Origin of the sequence: Vibrio sp. OPT46 (assembly GCF_015163535.1) — a bacterium.
Lineage (GTDB): Bacteria > Pseudomonadota > Gammaproteobacteria > Enterobacterales > Vibrionaceae > Vibrio > Vibrio alginolyticus.
In genome coordinates, this window is the sequence record NZ_JADDYG010000160.1 from 40,298 (window position 1) to 45,289 (window position 4,992).

General features: G+C 40.9%; 4 protein-coding genes, 1 pseudogene and 1 riboswitch. Of the genes and pseudogenes, 2 read left to right on the plus strand and 3 right to left on the minus strand.

Annotated elements, in window-relative coordinates; genetic code table 11:
• The first annotated feature begins 76 nt into the window (after positions 1 to 76).
• A riboswitch (purine riboswitch) is annotated at positions 77 to 176 on the plus strand.
• A gap of 89 nt (positions 177 to 265) precedes the next feature.
• Together IQR33_RS06945 and IQR33_RS06950 are read left to right on the plus strand one after the other, a co-directional pair.
• Positions 266 to 1,282 carry an adenosine deaminase gene (locus tag IQR33_RS06945; protein ID WP_005373696.1) on the plus strand — a complete coding sequence of 339 codons (1,017 nt, stop codon included), beginning with the start codon at positions 266 to 268 and terminating at the stop codon, positions 1,280 to 1,282.
• 126 nt (positions 1,283 to 1,408) lie between these two features.
• Positions 1,409 to 1,882 carry a peroxiredoxin gene (locus tag IQR33_RS06950; protein ID WP_005373699.1) on the plus strand — a complete coding sequence of 158 codons (474 nt, stop codon included), beginning with the start codon at positions 1,409 to 1,411 and terminating at the stop codon, positions 1,880 to 1,882.
• 50 nt (positions 1,883 to 1,932) lie between these two features.
• Here the strand turns inward: IQR33_RS06950 and IQR33_RS06955 are convergent, their stop codons facing one another.
• The 3 genes and pseudogenes from IQR33_RS06955 to IQR33_RS32425 all read right to left on the minus strand — a co-directional run.
• Positions 1,933 to 2,340 carry an SPOR domain-containing protein gene (locus IQR33_RS06955; protein WP_005373701.1) on the minus strand — a complete coding sequence of 136 codons (408 nt, stop codon included), beginning with the start codon at positions 2,338 to 2,340 and terminating at the stop codon, positions 1,933 to 1,935.
• A 212-nt stretch (positions 2,341 to 2,552) separates the two neighbouring features.
• Positions 2,553 to 3,722: a D-alanyl-D-alanine carboxypeptidase family protein gene (locus IQR33_RS06960; protein ID WP_137283143.1), complete on the minus strand. Its 1,170-nt coding sequence runs from the start codon at positions 3,720 to 3,722 to the stop codon at positions 2,553 to 2,555.
• Positions 3,723 to 4,890: 1,168 nt separating this feature from the next.
• Positions 4,891 to 4,992, minus strand: a pseudogene (locus IQR33_RS32425) (glutathione-dependent disulfide-bond oxidoreductase); the annotation flags it as partial.

Consider the following 4,992-nt stretch of genomic DNA (forward strand, 5'->3'; position numbering starts at 1 on the left):
GTCGTTTCGCTCACAGGAAAACCCGTGACTAATGACAGTTAGGTTATTTGCGTATAGCCAAAGCGATATTTTTGCGTATAATCCCTCTCGTTTGCTTCGTATAACCCCAATGATATGGTTTGGGGGTCTCTACCAGTTCCCGCAAAGTGCTGATTACGAAGAGTTGAGATCATCGTGGGTCTTACTCTTTGTGATAGCGTTCGATTTATTTCTATCTATACCTATTCTTAGAGTAACTGCATCCACAATACACATAAGGTGGAATATGAACGCATTTATTCAAGGTCTTCCAAAAGTAGAGCTGCACTTACATATCGAAGGTTCACTTGAGCCGGAACTCTTATTCAAATTAGCAAAACGAAACGGCATCGAGATCCCTTACTCTTCTCCGAGTGAACTACGCAGCGCATATCAGTTCACTGACTTACAATCATTTCTCGACCTCTATTACCAAGGAGCGGGAGTTCTGCGTACGGAGCAAGATTTTTACGATCTCACTTGGGAATACTTACTGCACTGTAAAGAAGACAACGTTGTTCATACCGAAATCTTTTTTGACCCTCAAACACACACAGAACGCGGCATAGACTTTGACACTGTTATCAATGGAATCGCTCGCGCGCTAAAAGATGGTCACGAAAAACTTGGCATTACCTCACAAATTATTGCGTGTTTTCTCCGTCACCTTTCAGAAGAGAGTGCCATAGAGACCCTACAGGCTATTCTGAAACACCGTGATAAGATCATTGGTGTTGGACTAGATTCTTCAGAACAAGGTCATCCGCCAGCTAAATTCAAGCGCGTATTTAAACAAGCAGTAGAAGAAGGCTTACTTACCGTTGCTCACGCAGGTGAAGAAGGCCCCGCACAAAATATTAGCGATGCAATTGAAATGCTTTACGTGAGCCGCGTGGATCACGGTGTTCGCTGTGTTGATGATGAAGCATTAGTTGAATCCTTAATCGAAAGCCAAATGCCACTGACAGTGTGTCCGTTATCGAATCTTAAGCTATGTGTATTCGACGATATGAAAGATCACAATATTGTGGATTTACTACGAAAAGGTGTCGCCGTAACGATTAACTCAGACGATCCTGTGTACTTTGGTGGCTACATGACGGATAACTTTCTGGCCGTCAACAACGCACATCCAATGAGTAAGAGTGAACTTGCTCAATTTACAATGAACGCGATTGATGCCAGCTTTATCGATAACGAGTTAAAGGCGAAATATCGTCACCTTGTTAGCCAATACGTAAACCAACACGAAGCGTTGCAATAAAGGCATCAGTGCCACGCCTTAGGTCAAACGCGTAGGTATTAAAACCCTACAAAAACTCTGTGGTTAACCGCATTTATAAACGCTAGACTGAGAAAGCTAAACTAGCACACAAAAAGGAATATAATCATGATTCAACAAGGCCAAGCTCTACCAGTTGCAACTCTAAGTGAGTTGACTGCCGATGGTATGGTTAACCACGACGTTACAGAACTGTTTGCGAACAAGAAAGTCGTACTCTTTGCTGTACCTGGCGCATTCACCCCTACCTGTTCAGAAGCTCATCTACCAGGCTATGTGGTATTAGCTGATGAGCTAAAGGCAAAAGGTGTTGATTTAATTGCGTGCGTTTCTGTAAACGATGCATTTGTGATGCAAGCGTGGGGCGAAGCTCAAAACGCTTCTGAGATTCTGATGTTGGGTGATGGCGACGCTAGCTTTACTAAAGCATTGGGTCTTGAAATGGATACAGGCGGCTTTGGTGGTATTCGCTCACAACGTTACGCGATGATCATTGAAAACGGCACAGTGACTAAGCTTAACGTTGAAGAGCCAAAAGAGTTTGAAGCAAGCAAAGCAGAAACGATTTTAGCGGCGCTTTAAGCTTACTCCTAAATACAAAAACGGAAGCCATCGCTTCCGTTTTTTGTTGGCTAACGCATTCTCACAACACTCGTTTGTTGCTTACGCTGCATTTCCGCAAAAGTCAGCACAAACGGGGATGACTGCTTTACACGGCTTGGTAATGAAGAAAGCGCATTGTAGGCATCCTGTTTCGTTTTAAAATCACCAACAGTTACCGTATACCAACGTGTGCCTCGGCTGTTTTTCCAGTTAACCCAAACCGGATGCTTAGGATCGATATAGCGAATATAATCTTTCACATCTTTTTCTTGCTTTAGCGCGAGTACCTGCATTGTGTAATGGTTTGGGTTTAAATAACCATATGCATCCTGAGAGGTCATGACTCCAACACATTGGCCGCTATCGACCTCCTGCTGGTAAGGCATAGCGCAGCCCATGAGCGATAAAATCAATGTCAAAGATAAAATCTTGTGCACGTGTCACTCCATTCTTGTTCTAGTTTCTTTTCTCTCGCACCCAAAAACACAAAACGCTCTTGGTCAGGTAAAAACACCCCCTTACAAGAAGGCCTGCGTTTTAACGCAACGAGTATTCCAAAAACGTAAGGCGACCACGTTGGTCGCCTTAGTAAATTGATTTAATAGAACATTAACAAGATAGAGTGATATAGACAGAAGTTCGCTACTGTTTAGAACCAGCTAGCGACCAATTGCTTAAACCAGTCTAAAATTCGCTTGAATAAACTGCCTTCCTCCACGGACTCCAATGCAACGAGCTCGGCTTCATTTACGACCTTACCTTCGACTTTGTAAAGCACTTTACCAACCACTTGTTGCTCAGAAATTGGCGCAACTAAATCACCGTTGTATTCAACTTCCGCTTGCAGCTTTTTTACATCTCCTTTTGGCAAAGTGAGATAAACATCGTTAGCTACGCCAACAGTAAGCTCGTCTTTTTCGCCCATCCAAACTCGAGCTTTCGCAAGTTCCGCACCCGCCTCAGTCGGCATTACCGTATCGTAAAAGCGGAAGCCATAACTTAACAGCTGCTTGCTTTCTGATTCACGAACATTCTCGCTCTTCGCTCCCATCACCACAGCAATCAGACGCATATCACCTTGTGTTGCAGAAGTCGCTAGACTATAACCCGCACCGCTTGTATATCCAGTTTTCATGCCATCGACATTCATACTACGATCACGAAGCAAGCCATTACGGTTGTATTGAGTGATGCCATTGTAAGTAAACGAGGTTTCGCTATACAGCGGATAGATATCAGGTAAGTCACGAATAATCGCTTGGCCCAACTTGGCAATATCATAAGGTGTCGAATATAAACCGTCACTGTCTAGGCCGTGAGGGTTGGTGAATGCCGTGTTAGACAATTCAAGCTTGGCGGCCCAACTATTCATCAAACTCACAAACCCTGATTCACTTCCCGCAACATGCTCAGCAATAGCGACACTGGCATCGTTACCAGATTGAACAATCAGACCACGGTATAAGTCAGACAAAGAAACGGAAGTATTGACTTCAATAAACATTTTTGAAGAATCTGGGAAATTTTTTGCCCAAGCATTTCGGCTGATGACAACCTCATCATTCAACGTAATATTGCCTGTATTAATTTCTTGACCAGCTACATAAGCAGTCATCAACTTCGTTAAACTCGCGGGGTTTAAACGTTTGTGGGCATCACGTTCAACCAGTACTTTCCCCGTATGGAAGTCCATCAAAACATAACCACGAGAACTGAGTTCCGGCGCATTTGGCACAACTGAAGGCGCAGCATAAGCCAACGAGGATACAGCAGCGAACCCTGTAATTAACACTGTGTGTAATATAGTACTTTTTCTCATCATGACATCTTATCTTAGTCGCATTTAAGGCTTACAAACGGTACCCGAATGAATTCAAAGCGCGGGATTACCTAGTTAAAAAACGAGTATATTGAAACGGCGCTCAGTTACAGCCACCTTGTTACGATTGGTTACTTTTACTCAATGTTTGTCGAAAATAATGAGAGGTAGGTAGAGCTTTCGTCTTGAAGAATGAAACAGGAGCGAAAATAATTCCGTAACGCTATGTTTTTTGAGAGGGGAGAAAAAGCGCGCAAGTCAATTCAGGGAGTAAGTTGGTATAGGAAAAGTAGTTGAGATTTTATCCATATCTAAATAGGAAACAACAAAAACAACCAACAATAAGTCCAGTTAATTACTTACCAAGAAAACATATTGAAAACGCATCATAAAATCGTAATTAATTATCGATAAATTTAAAAACCTAATATTATAATTTATGTAAATTTCATTTATTATTAAATCGGAGAAAAATACAGCTTTCCTTTCTTAAAACTAAGAGACGATTTTTTCGATGTTTTTAGGTTTATCTCATCAGAGAACTTGGTATAACAGTGAGGGATAAGGCATCCGGACTTAGCGCGAAAGGATAACCCACTGTTATTTAAGTTCACACGCTGCTTTTTAATGACTAGAGACTTTAAACTGCGGTTACCTTCGGTTTGTGCGGCTATTCTTTGACGTATCCCAACCCAGTACGACTCAAACGACGACATCATACATATCCTCTTTCATGATATAAGCATTAATAATTAAACATCGCTAAAAGCTAAGCTTGTCAGAAATAAAAGTATTAGAAATTAATTTTATTTCATCAAAACAAATCAACCCGCATATTCCACACAAATTTAGTGGTTATGTCAAACATTAGTTATCATTAATTTTATTTATAATGGATATAAAATCAGTTTATAATTTTTAAATAATTTAATTATTAGAAATCAGTATAACCAGTCCATATTTAACATGGAAATATGAGCTTTGTTTTGCATCATAATATATAAATATATTAAAGATTCATCTACGAACTAAATGCTCTTCAAGAGGTGATATAAATTAGCATTTCGAGACTAAATGAGAATAAAAATAGCGCACCGTATATGGTGCGCTATAGATTTGATTAAGGTCACTGTATAAGCATAGATAAAACTAAACTCATTTGACGTAGCTAGAGTTTCAATACTTTATCAATATCTTCTGCGCTGTGGCGCTCAGGTAACTGCTCCCATTCTTCACCCCATGAACGGTTCACAATTCGACCACGTTTTAC